The following is a 15,511-nucleotide window of genomic DNA, read 5'->3' on the forward strand; positions in this document are numbered from 1 at the left end:
TTTGCCATTCATTACGAATGATGAGCCTTTAATATCTTCAGTGTATTTATAACTAGGTGCTTACCTATAACGCTTTTATATACCGTTTAGTGATGTTCAATTATCAAATGCTCTAAGCCAGCAACAACGCAGGTCGTGAGCCTGCCGATATTGCGGTGCCGTAGCCAATAAAAAGCCCAGCCGACCTGCGCTGGGCGATAAAACTGTTTTATTGGCAGTTGATAACAAACCGAGATTTTTAGTTCGGTGTCACAACACTGGCATTAACTGGACTGATAGCGCCACTGAATGGCTTGCCGTCGATGGCATCAACCATCCGCAGGCCAGATGGCCGCACCCAGCGCTGCACGCGGGATGGCATATCAAAACCAATCAGTAGAATCACCACAAATGTCAGGCTGAATGACAGTGAACCTAATGCCGTTCCTAAGCTGAGGTGCTGAGCAATCGACGCCCCCAGAATAGGTGCCAAGGCCCCACCCAATGCCCCGACGTTGTAGGTAAAGCCCAGCCCTGCCGCACGTTGTTCGGTATCAAAATAACCGCCCAGCAGTTTCGGGAGCAACCCGGCAATCCCCTGCCCCAGCATTTGTTGCAAGAACAGCAATCCCCCCAGGAACAAGATGCTGCTGCCCTGAATGGCGAACAATGGAATTATCAGTAATTGTGAAATCAGTAAACTGGTCACATAGGCCTTGCGGGTACCCAGCCAATCACCAAGGAAGCCGCCAACACAGCAACCTACCGCTGCACCAAACCCACTGAAGAACAAAATGTTACCGACAGTATGGGGGTCATAGCCCAAATCCATCTTCAGATAGGTGGGTAATAATGCTTGAATCGGCCATGAATACAGGAAGGCGCAGAACACCACCACCATCAACATGACGCCCGTTGGCCAGCGGTCACCACTGGTTTGAACCATAAAGTAGATGAATACTGCCGCGCAAAGGATACCGAGAATCACAATAACCGGTGTCGAGACCATGCCGGTAAAACAAGCATAAAGGGCGGCAGCGGCAAAGATTGTCAGGCCAATATTCAGATAACTCAGCTTGCTGCGATACAGAATATCCACCATGTTGCGGTCTTGAGTTTGCTTAGATTGCTGTTGTTTACTTTGGGCTTTTTCCCAGTCTTCCGCTTCAGGCAGATTTTTACGTAACCACAGCGCAAAGATAATTGGCAGTAATCCAATGTAGAAAAGCATACGCCAACCAAATGCTGGAACCACGTAGCTGTAGGCCTGCGCCGCTAACACCGCACCGATAGAGAAACCAGAAATCAGGAACCCACTGGCTTTGTTACGCATATTCTTCGGCCAGCTTTCCATCACATAAGTCGAGCTGGAGCCATACTCCCCGGCCATCCCGATACCAATTATCAGGCGGGCGATAAACAGCGTGGTGTAACCCGGAGCTAAGCCACAGGCCAGAGTACCAAAGGAGAACAGTACAATACTGGTGATCATCGCCAGTTTACGGCCATAACGGTCGCCCATGGCCCCCAGCACCAACCCACCAAACCAGCGCGAAATAAAGGCAGCGGAAATCAAGCTAGTGGCTTGAATCAAAGTCAGACCAAACTCTTGTTTAATATCTGTCAGAACCAGAGTAATAAGAACAAAATCGAAGCCGTCCAAGGCATAGCCTATCCAGGCGGCAATAAATGCCTTCCATTGCGCAGGTGTCAGTTGCTTATACCAGCGTAATGGTTTGCCTCCAGGAGATTTTTTATCTGCACAGGGTTGTACTGAAGTGCTCATATCGTCGCTCTCTCTCCACTACCAGCTAACTTCACCGGCAGAAACTATGTTCCTCGCAGCAGGTTTAACCCTAGCAACTGATTGTTTAAAAACACTTAATCTGTCACTGCCAGCGGGTTCTCGCCACATTTATATTTATGTGGTTTTACTCCAAATAAAACACAACAAAGGAGTAAAACTCCATTTGAGTGTATAAGATCAGCCCGCTATTTCAATAACAATGTGTCTAAAACGTGACAAAGATGGCGAAATTCTGAGGAGGACATCACTGACAACAGGATGGGGAGGTATTTACCACCGCTGGCGGAATATCACCGCAGCAGTGGTTTGATATTACAGCAGGAAATGTATTGCCGGTCATCCATTTTGGCTAACGGCTTGGGTGGTTTTACGTTTAATACTCTCTGCTTGAGCAGGATCCGCTTTGACCAGTAAGGCGTAAATCAAATCCAGGACAAACAATTGCGCAATTTTGGTTCCAATGGAGTCCCCTTGCAGTTGCCCCTGACGATTACCGTTAATCAGCACATAATCTGCCAGCTCCGTAATTGAGGAGCCCATATTGTGGGTCAGCGCGACCGTGGTTGCACCGGCCTGTTTCGCCAGTTTTAATGCCTGCACCGTTTCAGCCGAGGTACCCGAGTGACTTATCCCGATTGCCACATCACCGGGGCGCATCAAAGTGGCCTGCATATACATAAAATGGTTATTTGTGGCGGCATCAACCCGCAACCCAATGCGCATTAATTTGCCTTTGGCATCTTCGGCAGTAATACCTGAAGAGCCGACACCAAAAATACAGATGCGGTCAGCCGGGCGCAGTAATTTAACCACCTGTTCGACACTCTCGATAGACAGCAAATTCAGTGTTTCTGACAACACATTATTGATAGCCGACTGCAACTTATGACCAATCGCCAGCGGGTCATCGCCCTCTTGCACATCAGCATCTAACAGACTGTTTTCACTGTTATGGCGGGTAGCCACTTCAATGGCCAAGTCCATCTTGAAATCCTGAAACCCTTTATAGCCCAATGTCCTGCAGAATCGGATAATCGTGGCCTCACCAGCTTGGGTAAGAGCTGAAAGTTCGGCAATCGAAAGCTGGGTAACTTTAGCCGGTTCCGCCAAAATATATGCGGCAATGCGCTGTGCTGAGCGGGTCAGGCTATTTTGTATCGCACCCAAGGCATCAAGAATTTTACCTGGCTTAAAACGGGGAGATCCAGTTTTCACGCGGATACCTCAAGGGAAAGAGAATTGACGGACAGGGGACTGTGCTGGGGCGCATCATTACATAATTGGCCCACTTCGTGAAGAAAAATGGCAGCAGAGTGCGGGGCGATATCAATAAAAAAACCCCGGAGGGCCGGGGAAGATGTCAAAGATAACGTGCGATTTTATTATATAAAAATCATTGTTATAGCTTATTTAAGTAAGCTATTGTGGACTTTTACCACCACTTTCTTGATGGTACCGGAACCCATAATTTGGCAGCCCGGCTTATGAGGTTCACCCGGTAAAAACACGGCAAACATCCCCGGCAGCATCCGTAATTGGCTTTTATCTGGGATCTCAGCAATCAGCTGGTAGTCATCTTCACTATGATAAGGCTCCAGATGCTCGGTCGGCGTTAATGTTGAATATTCAATACCTTCAACGCCACTTATCAGTAACTGGACATCGGCATAAGTGCGGTGCATTTCTGCTTTCTTATTTTCAGCCGGTTGAGTGTCAAACTCCATCACATTCATAAATAGCAGCTCGCCATCTATTTCATGACGTCCGCAAGCTAATTCCGCCAGTGGCTGCTTAGCCAAATAGGCTAACACCGATTGAAGACGCTCTGGTAACCCACTGAAAAATGCTGTTTGTGTTAATGAACCACTTATCATGGTAAGCCTCTATTTTTACTCAATATAGTATGAATTCGCTGATAAACTCCCTCCGACGAAGAGAGCAGTTTGATTCAGCTAAATTTCTTAACCGTCTGATTATAAAGTTGCTTTAGCCCACAGCGCGGCACCCAACAAACCACTGTCCTGACGATGATGAGCCGCCTGAACCGGTACCCGATAGATGGCTGGCAATATTTTTTGTGCGCCAATAACCCGCTCTGCATACCCGACCGCCAGACCAACACTGCCGCCCAGAATAACAACCTCAAGATCTAGGGCCATTTTCATATCCGCCAGCATTTGAGCAATTGCGGTGGCAGAGCGATTGATAATATTTTCAGCCTTAACATCACCCAGTTTTGCCATTTCAAATACTTTGGCGGCGTCCACCGGTTGTTTCCAGCCCAAGGTTTCTGCTCCAATGGCCGTACCAGAGGCGACACTTTCTACACAGCCGCGACGACCACAGCCACACAACAAGCCGTGGGGATCGGCTAAGGTGTGGCCAATATGCCCCGCCAGCCCTTGGCTACCGACCAGTAATTTTTTATTCAAGATAATGCCGCCCCCCACCCCGGTGGACACCGTCACAAACATCATATTGCTGCAATTATCACTCACCGCCTGATATTCAGCCCAAGCCGCGGCCTGACCATCGTTAAGCAGCACACAAGGCAAATCGGCAATCGAGCGGATGCAATCTTGCAATGGGAAATCAGCCAGCCCACCAAGATTGGCCGGATTGAGTGCCGTCAAGCGCCCGCCGCTGATAATGCCGGTTGACGCCACCGCAATACCATCAACCAGATGTCGATAAGGTGCTATCAGTGTTTCCAGCACTGCCGCCAACTGCTCAGCCCCGCCGCGCGGCGTTGCCACTTGCTGACGGCCAATCAACATGCCGCTTTCAGTGACTACCGCAGCGGCAATTTTGGTTCCACCGATATCCAGTGCCAACATTTTTCCCATCTGGCGTCGCCCTCTTGCTGCTGTAATAAATGTAATAAAGATGATTAGATGACTATGGCAATTTTTTAGTTAAAACTCCATTGTTATTTTAATATTGGAGTAAAACTCCCTTGAGAGTTTTTAAGTGTGAGGTTTCTCTCTTTCTGACCATTGCACCCCAGGAATAAAAGATCTAACATGATGGAGTTAAACTTCATTTGAAATTACAGATCGGAGCTAAAAACCGTGCGTAATCTGACTGCGAGTGACCTGACTATGAGTAACACCAGTAATCTCTACCACAAGCTCCAAAACGGGCTTATCGCCTCTTGCCAGCCGGTGCCCGGCAGCCCGATGGATACCCCGGAAATCGTGGCAGCAATGGCCTGTGCAGCACTGGCCGGCGGCGCAGTCGGCCTGCGAGTTGAGGGCATTAGCAATATAGAAGCAGTGCGCCGAGTCACAGATGCGCCAATCATCGGCATTATTAAACGCGACTTACCCGACTCCGAGGTCAGAATTACACCTTGGTTGGAAGATGTGGATGCGCTGAGTGCTGCCGGAGCCAATGTCATTGCTTTTGATGTCACCCGCCGCCCGCGCCCCGTCTCAGTAGACGAGTTATACCAGCGAGTTCGGGCAACAGGTTGCCTGGCAATGGCAGATGCCTCCAATCTTGAAGATGGCCTGCTGGCCTACCGCTTAGGTATTGATTTTATTGGCACCACGCTATCTGGCTATACCCAAGACCCGGTTCCAACTGAACCGGACTTAGCACTGGTTAAACAGCTATCCGACGCAGGTTGCCGCGTGATTGCCGAGGGCCGTTATAATTCGCCCGCCGCCGCCGCCGCCGCAATTGCGGCCGGTGCCTATGCGGTAACCGTTGGCTCCGCCATTACCCGAATTGAACATATTTGTGGTTGGTTCTGTGATGCTATCCAACAGCATGCAGCAGTAAAACAGACACACACGTTAGCTGAACACGAAACCGCAAAATGACCGAATACTGATTATTATCGTACTCAATACTATGGTGACCACTTAGGTCATATCTCTGATTTATTAAGGATGCGTATGAAAAAGTTAACTGGCCTGATCGCAGCTCCTCACACTCCGTTCGATGAACAGGGTGAGGTTAATTACTCCGTTATTGACCAAATTGCTGAACATCTGGTTAATGACGGCGTGCAAGGGGTCTATGTTTGCGGCACTACCGGTGAAGGTATCCATTGCTCAGTTGAAGAACGCAAAAAAATTGCCGAGCGCTGGGTAAAAGCAGCACAGGGTAAACTGAGCATTACCTTGCATACCGGCGCACTGAGCATCAAAGACGCCGTTGACCTTTCTCGCCATGCCGAAACACTGGATATCTTTGCAACTTCCGCCATCGGCCCTTGCTTCTTTAAGCCAGGTAACCTGGATGATTTAATCGCTTATTGCCAGGCCATTGCAGCGGCAGCGCCATCAAAAGGCTTCTATTATTATCATTCTGGAATGTCCGGTGTGAATTTGGATATGGAGCAATTCCTGATTAAAGCGGAATCTAAAATCCCAAATCTGTCCGGAATTAAATTCAATAATGCAGATTTATATGAATTCCAGCGCTGCCTGCGGGTGAGTGGTGGTAAATTTGATATTCCATTTGGGGTAGATGAGCATTTACCCGGTGGATTGGCAGTAGGCGCTATTGGTGCTGTTGGCAGCACATATAACTATGCCGCTCCACTATTCCATAAAATTATTGCTGATTTCAATGCCGGTAATCAGGTTGCTGTTCAGCGCAGTATGGATCAAGTTATTGCGCTTATCCGCGTATTGGTTGAATTTGGTGGCGTTGCTGCCGGTAAAGCTGCCATGCAATTACACGGTATTGATGCCGGTAACCCGCGTCTTCCACTGCGCGCATTGACCAAAGAACAAAAGCAAACTGTGGTGAACAGAATGCGTGATGCTATTTATCCTGCTTAATTGCCATTATGGTGCAATGAGAGCAAAGCAAAAGGCCGGATATCCGGCCTTCTTTATTTTTACTACCCCAATACATTACTGTGACCATAAGTGATGGCGGCAATAAGTTATAGCGATAATAATTTGGTCAACGACGGGGCAAAATAATAGCTGCCAGTGACGGGCTTACTAAAGCCAAGTAATAAATCATGCTTACCATCTATTGAGCCAAACATGCTCAATAATTGTTGCTCGATATTATGCAACCGCGCGCAATAGGCAATGAAATATAGGCCATGTTTGCCACTGGCCGTCCCATAAGGCAAGCTTTGACGTAGAATTTTCAGCCCTTTCCCCTCTTCTTTAAGATCAACCCGACTTACATGGGAAGTATCAGGGCGTTGATCTGAAGGTAATTCCTGACTGTCGGGTTTCGTGCGCCCTACAATTTGCTCTTGCTTGTGCTCAGGGATGCGTTTCCATTTTTTCAGGTCATGCTCATAGCGCTGAACTAATATATAGCTGCCACCCGCATCCTCTTCGCCTTGTGCAATGACCGCCACTTCTGGGCGACTTTCGCCTTGCGGATTTTCAGTACCATCAATAAAGCCGGTAAAGTCACGTTCTTCTACCCAGCGGAAACCATGAGTCTCTTCTTCCACCGCAATTGCATCGCCAAAAGCAGCAACCGCAGCTTGCGCTAAGGTAAAGTTAATATCTTGGCGTAATGACTGAATATGAATCAATAAATCGCGCTGAGTCGCAGGGGCTATGATGGGGGCTTTGCCCAATGGCACAAAAGGCTTTAACTCTTTCGCACCTTGGCCATTTGATAAGTCATGCCAAACATCTGAACCGAAAGCAATAACTGCACCTAAATGCTCATTAGGATATTTTTGCTGTAATTCTTGTAATGCCTGACAGAATTTTTTGCATCCCTGGCGAATGGCATCAAATTCGCCTTGCACTTTTGCTTCCATAAAAATCGCAAAACGGCAGTGCTCCAGCAAAATGCCACTCTGAACTTGAGTCATGTTCCTTCCTCACTAAAAGTCGGTATTGCTGCCAAGATATTTACCCAAAGAATTTGGGATTTAAGTATGAAGGGTATGATAGCTGAAGCGATTAAAATTACCTTGCGTCAGCGCAAAATAAATTTCCACTGAGAGGATGGGAATATTATTAACCAATTTAGAGCTCAGTGCCAAAATGAGAATAAAAATCACGGCTCCAACGTCATTGGCGCTACAGCAAAATTGTTAATACTGCTGTAACGTCAAAGACCTACGGGAGTTTATTCACTGCTAGCTGCGCGCCAGATAATCTTACTGACTTTCCAGCTTTTCAGTTGGTCATCTGATGGCATTAAACCTTCAGGGCCATGCCAGGCACCATCAAATAAATAACTAACATGTTTGCTTCCCGGCGCTGCACATTCTATTTGCGCTACGTCATCGCCAGTCCCTTTATGACAGGCACCAAAAGCTTTTTTATATAATTCGCTGAATGGCGTACCAATCGAAACACCCCATTGGCTCGGAATATCTTTATCCATAACCTCGATACGTTCTACCTTGCCCTTGGGTTGGCCAGAAATAACCAGTTTAATTTGGTCTTCTTTCATTGCCTGATAGAAGGAAACCAGCTTGCCATCATTGGTCGCCATACCACTGCGTAGCCGATAATCGCCTTTTAGCCCTTCTTTGATGTCATTTTCAGCCAGCGGCGTGCTGGCAGTTATTCCACCAACCCCGTTATCACTTACCTGCATACTACTGCTGCTGCCGAACCAATTGAGTGGCGACAAACTTGACCAAGAAAAACCGGACATGCTCGAGCACCCTGCCAATAACAAAGGGGCCCCCAGTAATAACAAGCGCACCCCAGAAATCTGTGGGCGAATATTCATCTAAAGCTCCTTAAAAAACCACTGCATCCAATAAGCTTTCCTGCAACTAACTGTGGCAGAAGCCAGAAAGGGGCAGCTAAAAAAAGATAATCAGTGATTGGAGTCCGCACTGATGAAAAAGTGCCGTAACCCGCCAGGCTTTAATCATTAGGCCCACAATTGGGGCACTTAATCAACTAAAGTAGCCGGCTAAAAAACGCCTAACAGGGTTGATAATATAGACTTTATCCCCATATATAGGAGTAAAATAGCGATATTCTACAGTTGATAATCCTAGAATTAAGCAAGGTTTAACGCCATTTTGGTCTAGTATTGGATAACGCGAAGCTTATTTGGCTTCTAGTTCAGATGTCATGATTCATTCATTGAAGGAGCAATAAAATGAAGAAACTCACCTTAGCAGCCACCTTGGTTATGTTATGCAGCACACCATTCCTGGCGCAAAGTGCAACAGATACTGCACAAGGTGGCTTTAATGGCCCGGCAACGACGCAGACTCAACCGGCAACCCAAGGCGGGTTTTCTGGCCCTAGTACCAGCAATACCACAGTAGATAAAGTTAAAACCATGCGCGATGATGCCCATGTTACTTTGCAAGGGAATATTACTGAGCGCTTAGGTCACGATACCTATACTTTCCGCGATAGCACCGGCACCATTACGGTTGATATTGATAACAAACGTTGGAAAGGCCAAACCATTACTCCACAAGATAAAGTGCAAATCGAAGGGAAAGTTGATAAAGACTGGAACTCTGTGGAAATTGATGTGAAAAACATAACCAAGATTAATTAATTTTGGGCTACTCTCGGGTGCTGTATAACTTCAGCACCCGATATTGATTTTCTTAGTCGTTTTTTTATCTGCCCTTTTCCTCTAATAGCTTAAATACGCCCTTGAAACCCCTTTCGTCTCTATTTTGCACACTCAACGCCACGTAAACTATATTAATACAATGAAAGATAATTAATATAATGGAAGAAAGTTATGGCGATAGCGTATCAGTTTAATTTCTTTTAAATTCAACTAGATAAACCATCAATACTCCTGATCCACAATCAGCCGTTTGCCCAGCATAATCGTGTCTTGGGTTTCGTAATCCAGCTTTTCATACATGCCAATTACCGCGTCATTGTCTTCACGCACCATGATATTGAGCTTCGGACAGCCACGGGCAATGAGTTTCTTCTCAAGGCGGCTGATCAGCGCATTGGCAAAGCCACGACCGCGAAAGTCTGGGTGGACGCCCAAATAATAAGCCGAACCTCGGTGACCGTCATAACCACCCATCACTGAACCGACAATCGCGCCGCTGACTTCTGCAACTAAAAATAATTCCGGATCATGATTAAGTTTACGTTCAATATCCATTTCCGGATCATTCCAGGGCCGCAGCAAATCGCAATGCTCCCACAGCAGAATTACTTCTTCAAAATCGTCTTGCTGAAATACGCGGATTTCCATGGAGTTACGAACCTTTGTGTCAAATGGATATTCTGATTATTAGGCAATATTATATCACGCAATAGAAAAGTGATATTTACCAGTAAAAATAACCAGATAATTCTTGAGCCATACCCGCCAGATATAAATAGTTGCCCGCACTAAGAGTACAATAATGGCAGTAAATCGGGGTATACTTGGCCCCTGAAAATTTCCCGGCAACTAGAACCCTTCTGATGAATTTACCCGATATAGCCCAAATCAAAACCTACCTGCTGGATTTGCAGGATAAAATCTGTGCTGCACTGAGCGAAGCTGATGGCAGCGCTGAGTTCACGGAAGAAAACTGGGCCCGTGAAGAGGGCGGCGGTGGCCGCAGTCGGGTATTGACCAACGGGGCAGTATTCGAGCAAGCGGGGGTGAATTTTTCACATGTTTCAGGTGCTACCCTGCCGGCCTCTGCCACGGCACATCGTCCCGAATTAGCAGGCCGCAGTTTTCAGGCGCTGGGAGTATCGCTGGTTATTCATCCACTTAGCCCCTATCTGCCCACCAGCCATGCCAATGTTCGTTTCTTTATTGCAGAAAAACCCGGTGAAGATCCGGTGTGGTGGTTTGGTGGTGGCTTTGATTTAACGCCTTTCTATGGTTTTGCCGAAGATGCCATTCACTGGCATCAAACCGCTTATCAGTTATGCCAGCCATTTGGCGAGCATCTTTATCCACAGTATAAAAAATGGTGCGATGACTATTTTTATATCAAGCACCGTAATGAAGCCCGAGGTATTGGCGGCCTGTTTTTTGATGATTTTAATAGCCCGGATTTTGATACCTGCTTTAAGTTTACACAGGCCGTGGGTGATGGTTTTCTTGATGCCTACTTGCCCATTGTCGCCCGGCGTAAAGCACTGAGTTGGGGTGAGCGCGAACGTCAGTTCCAGCTTTATCGCCGTGGCCGCTATGTGGAATTTAATTTGGTCTGGGATCGTGGCACTTTATTCGGTTTGCAAACCGGTGGGCGCACCGAGTCTATTTTAATGTCTCTGCCGCCAATGGTGCGCTGGGAATATAACTATCAACCGGCACCTGATAGCGCGGAAGCCGCACTGTACCGTGATTTTCTGCCAGTAAAAGACTGGCTTGCCGCAGGAGAACAACACTGATGCAAATTTGGGTTGATGCGGACGCCTGTCCGAATGTTATTAAGGACGTGTTATTCCGTGCCGCCGACCGCACCGGCATAATGGTGACATTGGTGGCTAATCAGCCATTGAAAACGCCGCCGTCGAAGTTCATTCGCACAGTGCAAGTGGCGTCCGGTTTTGATGTCGCCGATAACGAAATAGTACAGCGAGTCGAGAAAAACGATCTGGTTATTACCGCCGATATCCCCTTGGCGGCAGAGGTAATTGAGAAAGGTGGCATCGCGCTGAATCCCCGTGGGGAGCGCTATACGCCGGATACTATCCGTGAGCGCCTGAATATGCGCGACTTTATGGATACCATGCGCGCCAGTGGCATTCAGACCGGTGGCCCCAATACCTTAAATCAGCGCGATCGCCAGCAATTTGCCAATGAGCTGGATAAGTGGCTACAGCAAGCCCGGAAAGTATCTGCAACAGAAAGAACAGGTCGGCCGTAAAGACGCGGTAAATACTTGCGGACGTTTTACTCTGCTACCTGCCCTCACCTTATTAGCTCGACTGAGTGAAATTTGCTCGCAACCTCAACCCGCACAGGCCGGTTGAGGTTTTTGAGCGAAGGTTTACAACGGCTGGGTTTGTGCTTCCACCACCGCTAACGCCACCATATTCACAATACGACGAACTGAAGCGATCGCCGTCAGAATGTGAACGGGTTTGGCAACGCCCATCAGCACCGGCCCAACAGTCACACCTTCAGATGAAGTCACTCGCAGCAGGTTATAGCTGATTCGTGCAGCTTCCATATTGGGCATAATCAGTATGTTAGCGGCACCTTTCAGTGGGCTATCCGGCATTAAATCATGGCGAATGCTGGGGACTAACGCAGCATCGCCGTGCATTTCTCCGTCGATTTCCAGCTCAGGTGCCATCTGATTAACCAGTGCTAAAGTCCGCCGCATTTTACGTGCTGCCGGGCAATCTGATGAGCCGAAACTTGAATGGGATAATAATGCCACTTTCGGTTCAATGCCAAAGCGCCGCACCGTTTCGGCAGCCATCAAGGTAATCTCGGCCAATTGCTCGGGAGTGGGGTCATCGTTAACATAGGTATCGGCAATAAAGGTATTCCCGGTGGGTAGCAAGAGGGCATTCATCGCGCCAGCCACATGCGCACCCTCGCGGAAACCAAACACTTTCTCTACCACATCATAATGCTCATGGTAAGAGCCGATTGTCCCGCAAATCAGGGCATCTGCTTCGCCCCGGTGCACCATAATGGAGCCAATCAGGGTTGGGTTGCCAATCACCGCACGGCGCGCCTGTTCCTGTGAGACACCACGGCGTTTCATGATTTGATAGTATTCATGCCAATATTCATTAAAGCGCGGATCAGACTCATTATTAACCACTTCGAAGTCTTTTCCAGCCGTGATATGCAGGCCAAGTTTCTTCAAACGAGTCTCAATCACACTTGGACGGCCAATTAAGATGGGATAAGCCAGCCCTTGAGAAACCAGCTCTTGAGTGGCATGCAAGACGCGCTCTTCTTCCCCTTCCGCCAGCACCACCCGCTTCATCTCTTTTTTCGCCTGTGAGAAGATAGGCTTCATAAACAGGTTAGTTTTGTAGACAAATTCCGTCAGCTTTTCGATGTAAGCACTGAAATCAGCAATTGGCCGAGTGGCCACACCGGAATCCATCGCCGCTTTCGCTACTGCGGGCGCTATCTTCACAATCAAACGCGGGTCGAATGGCTTAGGAATAATGTATTCTGGGCCGAATGAAAGATCTTGCTCACCATAGGCGGATGCCACCACATCGCTCTGTTCAGCCAGCGCCAAATCAGCAATCGCATGCACACAAGCCAGTTTCATTTCTTCATTTATTGTGGTTGCACCCACATCCAGTGCGCCACGGAAAATAAACGGGAAGCACAGCACATTATTAACCTGGTTCGGATAATCCGAACGACCGGTGCAGATTATCGCATCCGGGCGCACCGCTTTCGCCAGGGGTGGCAAAATTTCCGGTTCTGGGTTGGCCAGGGCCAGAATCAGCGGATGAGGCGCCATGGTTTTCACCATGTCTGGTGTTAACACGCCGGGGCCAGAGCAGCCAAGGAAGATATCGGCATCAGGTATAGCGTCGCCCAATGTGCGCTGGCCATTATCTTCAATGGCATAAGCGGCTTTGGTCTGCTCCATATTGGCTTCACGGTCTTTATAAATCACGCCCTTGGAATCACACACAGTGATATTTTGATGCTTTAATCCCAACGCGACCAACAAGTTCAAGCAAGCAATAGAGGCGGCTCCGGCTCCTGAAACCACCAGCTTCACATCACTGATGTTTTTCTTCACGACCCGCAGGCCATTAAGCACCGCAGCGGTACAGATAATTGCCGTGCCATGCTGATCATCATGGAATACCGGGATCTTCATGCGCTCACGTAATTTCTTCTCAATATAGAAGCATTCCGGGGCTTTGATATCCTCCAGATTGATGCCACCAAAGGTGGGCTCCAGCGAGGCGATAATATCAATCAGCTTATCCGGATTAAGCTCATCGACTTCAATATCAAATACATCAATACCAGAGAATTTCTTAAATAGAACGCCCTTCCCCTCCATTACCGGCTTACCCGCTAATGCACCAATATTACCCAGCCCTAATACCGCAGTGCCGTTTGAAATAACAGCGACCAAATTGCCACGAGCGGTATATTTATAAGCCGCCAATGGGTCTGCTGCAATTTCCAAACACGGCGCAGCAACCCCTGGTGAATAAGCCAGTGCCAAATCCCGTTGGGTTGCTAGCGGCTTAGTTGGCGATACTTGAATTTTTCCAGGCGTTGGATATTGGTGAAAATCAAGTGCGCTCTGTTTTAATTGTTCGTCCATTGTAGGTTTCCTTTGCTTTTATGCTTTGAGGTGGAATGACCAGTATAGTGAGTGATTTATCACAATCTATGAAGCAGGCCATACTCTGCGCAACATTTTTGCATCAATAGAGAAATTTACTTATAAAACAGAGGAATTAACTATTCTAGGAATAACGCCAATGAATATATGCTCCGTAAACATTGGCGTTGAAATGAATATCGACGTTGAAATGAGTATTGGCGTTGAAATAAATAAACAACAGTAAGCTAACGCCGCTAGGGCATTACGGACGAAAGCTAATTAAACCAATTCTGGATCTGAGCATATTGCAGCAACATAATCGTCTTGCCGTCTTTAATTCGGCCATCGGCCATCATCGCCACAGCTTCGGTGAAAGGTAACTCAACCACCTCGATGACTTCATCTTCGACGCCGACATCCTCAGTCATTTTCTGGTCTTGCTGATATTCGGCGGCAAAGAAATGGATAATTTCAGTCACGCCCCCCGGCGACATATAAGCTTCAAATAATTTCTGTACGTTATCAACCTGATAGCCGGTTTCTTCCATAGCTTCGCGGCGAATACATTCTTCTGGTGAATCATTGTCCAGCAAGCCCGCACAGGCCTCCAGCAACATACCGTCAGGATTACCATTCACATAGGTTGGCATACGAAATTGCCTGGTGAGCACGACAGTACCATTATCGCGGTTATACAGCAGAATAGTCGCGCCGTTACCTCGGTCATAAACTTCGCGAATTTGTTGTACTGATACGCCATGATCAGTTTTCAAATCAAAGGTATATTTGTGGAGTTTAAACCAGTTTTTAGATAACAATTCGCTTTGGATATTTTCAATTTTGACTGACATAGGGCCTTCTTGATCTGGCAAATATTTATCTGACTAATAACAATTAGCGCAATCTATCACTTGCGAGTGTATAAACTGCCTTACGATCTCTTTTTCCAACCGCAACCACTGCAATGATCAAAACATCATCGATAACTTCATACACTAATCGAAAGCCAGAGGAACCTAATTTAATATTGTAGCAATCTTTCATTCCCCGCAGTCTGGCGCTTTCAATATGCGGATTATCAGTACATTTCTTTAATTTATTGGCGAACTGTTGTTGTATCGTCTTATCCAGGTTGTGCCATTCCTTTAGCGCTTCTTCTCTGAACTTAACGGTATAAATCATAGTTCGCTATCCAAGTCTGCATCCAGCAATGGTTGATGACGGCGCTCATTAACCAATTTAGCTAATTCATGATCATCAAGTGCACCCATTATTTGCTCATAAAGTTCTGCTGGGACGCAATAAAAGACGGGTTGATTGCGATTGAGTATAGCAACGGGAAATCCAGCCCCGGCATTGACTGTTGCCATTGGGTTTTTCTTCAATTCACTCACACTCGCACTGGTATCAGTCAAAATGATACTTGGCATAAACCTCCCCAACAAGACCTGTTAATAGGTCTTATTATGAATAAGCAGGCTAATTTTGCAATTAAAAAACGCTCTGTAGACGTCATGTCCACAGAGCGTTTGAGGCAGGAGGCTGGCGGC

16 protein-coding genes are annotated in these 15,511 nt (G+C 47.3%); 5 read left to right on the forward strand and 11 right to left on the reverse strand.

The annotated features are described in order from the left end of the window. Positions 1–238: 238 nt before the first annotated feature. The 4 genes from YROHD0001_RS04950 to YROHD0001_RS04935 all read right to left on the reverse strand — a co-directional run bounded on the left by YROHD0001_RS04950 (position 239) and on the right by YROHD0001_RS04935 (position 4,632). On the reverse strand, positions 239–1,765 hold the full coding sequence (locus YROHD0001_RS04950; protein WP_004715692.1) for an MFS transporter: 1,527 nt from the start codon (positions 1,763–1,765) through the stop codon (positions 239–241). Positions 1,766–2,122: 357 nt separating this feature from the next. Then, complete coding sequence (locus YROHD0001_RS04945; RefSeq protein WP_004715693.1) at positions 2,123–3,001, reverse strand: MurR/RpiR family transcriptional regulator; 879 nt, start codon at positions 2,999–3,001, stop codon at positions 2,123–2,125. 191 nt (positions 3,002–3,192) lie between these two features. Next, on the reverse strand, positions 3,193–3,660 hold the full coding sequence (gene nanQ / locus YROHD0001_RS04940) for an N-acetylneuraminate anomerase (protein ID WP_004715694.1): 468 nt from the start codon (positions 3,658–3,660) through the stop codon (positions 3,193–3,195). 99 nt (positions 3,661–3,759) lie between these two features. After that, positions 3,760–4,632, reverse strand: a complete 873-nt coding sequence (locus YROHD0001_RS04935) for an N-acetylmannosamine kinase (RefSeq protein WP_004715695.1) — start codon at positions 4,630–4,632, stop codon at positions 3,760–3,762. Between the two features lie 255 nt (positions 4,633–4,887). Here YROHD0001_RS04935 and YROHD0001_RS0118345 point away from each other — a divergent pair, with 255 nt between their 5' ends. Continuing rightward, entirely contained in the window at positions 4,888–5,613 is a 726-nt protein-coding gene (locus tag YROHD0001_RS0118345) for an N-acetylmannosamine-6-phosphate 2-epimerase (RefSeq protein ID WP_071817898.1), read from the forward strand. 75 nt (positions 5,614–5,688) lie between these two features. After that, a complete protein-coding gene (locus YROHD0001_RS04930; RefSeq protein ID WP_032817444.1) occupies positions 5,689–6,582 on the forward strand; it encodes a dihydrodipicolinate synthase family protein in 894 nt (297 codons plus the stop codon). Between the two features lie 107 nt (positions 6,583–6,689). Here YROHD0001_RS04930 and YROHD0001_RS04925 read toward each other — a convergent pair whose 3' ends face one another. After that, positions 6,690–7,595, reverse strand: coding sequence for a Dyp-type peroxidase (locus YROHD0001_RS04925; protein ID WP_004715698.1), 906 nt, complete (start codon positions 7,593–7,595; stop codon positions 6,690–6,692). A 260-nt stretch (positions 7,596–7,855) separates the two neighbouring features. Then, a complete protein-coding gene (locus YROHD0001_RS04920; RefSeq protein WP_004715700.1) occupies positions 7,856–8,470 on the reverse strand; it encodes an RpoE-regulated lipoprotein in 615 nt (204 codons plus the stop codon). Between the two features lie 381 nt (positions 8,471–8,851). Here YROHD0001_RS04920 and YROHD0001_RS04915 point away from each other — a divergent pair, with 381 nt between their 5' ends. Further along, positions 8,852–9,265 (forward strand): YgiW/YdeI family stress tolerance OB fold protein, encoded by a 414-nt coding sequence (locus YROHD0001_RS04915; RefSeq protein ID WP_004715701.1) that lies wholly within the window; start codon positions 8,852–8,854, stop codon positions 9,263–9,265. 243 nt (positions 9,266–9,508) lie between these two features. Here YROHD0001_RS04915 and YROHD0001_RS04910 read toward each other — a convergent pair whose 3' ends face one another. Then, positions 9,509–9,934, reverse strand: coding sequence for a GNAT family acetyltransferase (locus tag YROHD0001_RS04910; RefSeq protein ID WP_004715702.1), 426 nt, complete (start codon positions 9,932–9,934; stop codon positions 9,509–9,511). A 215-nt stretch (positions 9,935–10,149) separates the two neighbouring features. Between YROHD0001_RS04910 and hemF the strand changes: the two genes are divergently transcribed. Both hemF and YROHD0001_RS0118350 read left to right on the forward strand, forming a co-directional pair. Next, entirely contained in the window at positions 10,150–11,076 is a 927-nt protein-coding gene (hemF, locus tag YROHD0001_RS04905; RefSeq protein ID WP_004715703.1) for an oxygen-dependent coproporphyrinogen oxidase, read from the forward strand. Then, on the forward strand, positions 11,076–11,555 hold the full coding sequence (locus YROHD0001_RS0118350) for a YaiI/YqxD family protein (protein WP_032817446.1): 480 nt from the start codon (positions 11,076–11,078) through the stop codon (positions 11,553–11,555). Before hemF ends, YROHD0001_RS0118350 begins: the two co-directional genes overlap by 1 nt. Before the next feature lie 123 nt (positions 11,556–11,678). On the opposite strand, the gene maeB is transcribed toward YROHD0001_RS0118350, so the two are convergent. The 4 genes from maeB to YROHD0001_RS04890 all read right to left on the reverse strand — a co-directional run bounded on the left by maeB (position 11,679) and on the right by YROHD0001_RS04890 (position 15,391). Continuing rightward, positions 11,679–13,958 (reverse strand): NADP-dependent oxaloacetate-decarboxylating malate dehydrogenase, encoded by a 2,280-nt coding sequence (maeB, locus tag YROHD0001_RS04900; protein ID WP_004715704.1) that lies wholly within the window; start codon positions 13,956–13,958, stop codon positions 11,679–11,681. 278 nt (positions 13,959–14,236) lie between these two features. Next, positions 14,237–14,812: a GDP-mannose pyrophosphatase NudK gene (nudK, locus tag YROHD0001_RS04895; RefSeq protein ID WP_004715705.1), complete on the reverse strand. Its 576-nt coding sequence runs from the start codon at positions 14,810–14,812 to the stop codon at positions 14,237–14,239. Positions 14,813–14,855: 43 nt separating this feature from the next. Further along, positions 14,856–15,143, reverse strand: a complete 288-nt coding sequence (locus tag YROHD0001_RS0118355) for a type II toxin-antitoxin system RelE family toxin (RefSeq protein ID WP_032817448.1) — start codon at positions 15,141–15,143, stop codon at positions 14,856–14,858. After that, positions 15,140–15,391, reverse strand: coding sequence for a type II toxin-antitoxin system Phd/YefM family antitoxin (locus YROHD0001_RS04890; protein ID WP_004715706.1), 252 nt, complete (start codon positions 15,389–15,391; stop codon positions 15,140–15,142). The genes YROHD0001_RS0118355 and YROHD0001_RS04890 overlap by 4 nt, the downstream gene beginning before the upstream one ends. Positions 15,392–15,511 lie beyond the last annotated feature (120 nt).

The sequence above is a fragment of the Yersinia rohdei ATCC 43380 genome (assembly GCF_000173775.1).
GTDB lineage: Bacteria > Pseudomonadota > Gammaproteobacteria > Enterobacterales > Enterobacteriaceae > Yersinia > Yersinia rohdei.

What these genes read in the sequence shown, in the direction of transcription:
- YROHD0001_RS04950 (WP_004715692.1), bottom strand. Translation starts at nt 1,765, where the DNA reads ATGAGCACTTCAGTACAACCCTGTGCAGATAAAAAATCTCCTGGAGGC.
- nanQ (WP_004715694.1), bottom strand. Translation starts at nt 3,660, where the DNA reads ATGATAAGTGGTTCATTAACACAAACAGCATTTTTCAGTGGGTTACCA.
- YROHD0001_RS04935 (WP_004715695.1), bottom strand. Translation starts at nt 4,632, where the DNA reads ATGGGAAAAATGTTGGCACTGGATATCGGTGGAACCAAAATTGCCGCT.
- YROHD0001_RS0118345 (WP_071817898.1), top strand. Translation starts at nt 4,888, where the DNA reads ATGAGTAACACCAGTAATCTCTACCACAAGCTCCAAAACGGGCTTATC.
- YROHD0001_RS04930 (WP_032817444.1), top strand. Translation starts at nt 5,689, where the DNA reads ATGAAAAAGTTAACTGGCCTGATCGCAGCTCCTCACACTCCGTTCGAT.
- YROHD0001_RS04925 (WP_004715698.1), bottom strand. Translation starts at nt 7,595, where the DNA reads ATGACTCAAGTTCAGAGTGGCATTTTGCTGGAGCACTGCCGTTTTGCG.
- YROHD0001_RS04920 (WP_004715700.1), bottom strand. Translation starts at nt 8,470, where the DNA reads ATGAATATTCGCCCACAGATTTCTGGGGTGCGCTTGTTATTACTGGGG.
- YROHD0001_RS04915 (WP_004715701.1), top strand. Translation starts at nt 8,852, where the DNA reads ATGAAGAAACTCACCTTAGCAGCCACCTTGGTTATGTTATGCAGCACA.
- YROHD0001_RS04910 (WP_004715702.1), bottom strand. Translation starts at nt 9,934, where the DNA reads ATGGAAATCCGCGTATTTCAGCAAGACGATTTTGAAGAAGTAATTCTG.
- hemF (WP_004715703.1), top strand. Translation starts at nt 10,150, where the DNA reads ATGAATTTACCCGATATAGCCCAAATCAAAACCTACCTGCTGGATTTG.
- YROHD0001_RS0118350 (WP_032817446.1), top strand. Translation starts at nt 11,076, where the DNA reads ATGCAAATTTGGGTTGATGCGGACGCCTGTCCGAATGTTATTAAGGAC.
- maeB (WP_004715704.1), bottom strand. Translation starts at nt 13,958, where the DNA reads ATGGACGAACAATTAAAACAGAGCGCACTTGATTTTCACCAATATCCA.
- nudK (WP_004715705.1), bottom strand. Translation starts at nt 14,812, where the DNA reads ATGTCAGTCAAAATTGAAAATATCCAAAGCGAATTGTTATCTAAAAAC.
- YROHD0001_RS0118355 (WP_032817448.1), bottom strand. Translation starts at nt 15,143, where the DNA reads ATGATTTATACCGTTAAGTTCAGAGAAGAAGCGCTAAAGGAATGGCAC.
- YROHD0001_RS04890 (WP_004715706.1), bottom strand. Translation starts at nt 15,391, where the DNA reads ATGCCAAGTATCATTTTGACTGATACCAGTGCGAGTGTGAGTGAATTG.